Source organism: Achromobacter sp. GbtcB20, assembly GCF_019091095.1.
GTDB lineage: Bacteria > Pseudomonadota > Gammaproteobacteria > Burkholderiales > Burkholderiaceae_B > Achromobacter > Achromobacter mucicolens.
Map to the genome: position 1 here is coordinate 1 of NZ_JAGXJZ010000608.1, position 262 is coordinate 262.

General features: G+C 65.3%; 1 pseudogene. It reads left to right on the forward strand.

What is annotated here, in order from left to right:
* Positions 1-70 precede the first annotated feature (70 nt).
* Positions 71-262, forward strand: a pseudogene (locus tag KVT32_RS30415) (polysaccharide deacetylase family protein); the annotation flags it as partial.

The window sequence follows — 262 nt, forward strand, 5'->3', positions numbered from 1 at the left end:
TGTCGATCCTGAAGAAAATCGTCGCCACCCCGCAAGGGGCGCAGGCGACCCAACACGTGGATACCCAGGAATGAGAAGGCAAGCTCCCGCAGCCCGGCCACAGCGCCAGCCGGGCGAGCGCATCCGCAACGCGATGACCTGCGACGTCGAGGATTACTTCCAGGTCTCGGCCTTTGCCCCCTACATCAGCCGCGACAGCTGGCCGAACCGCGAATGCCGCGTCGGAGCCAACATCGAGCGCATCCTGGCGCTGTTCGAGCGT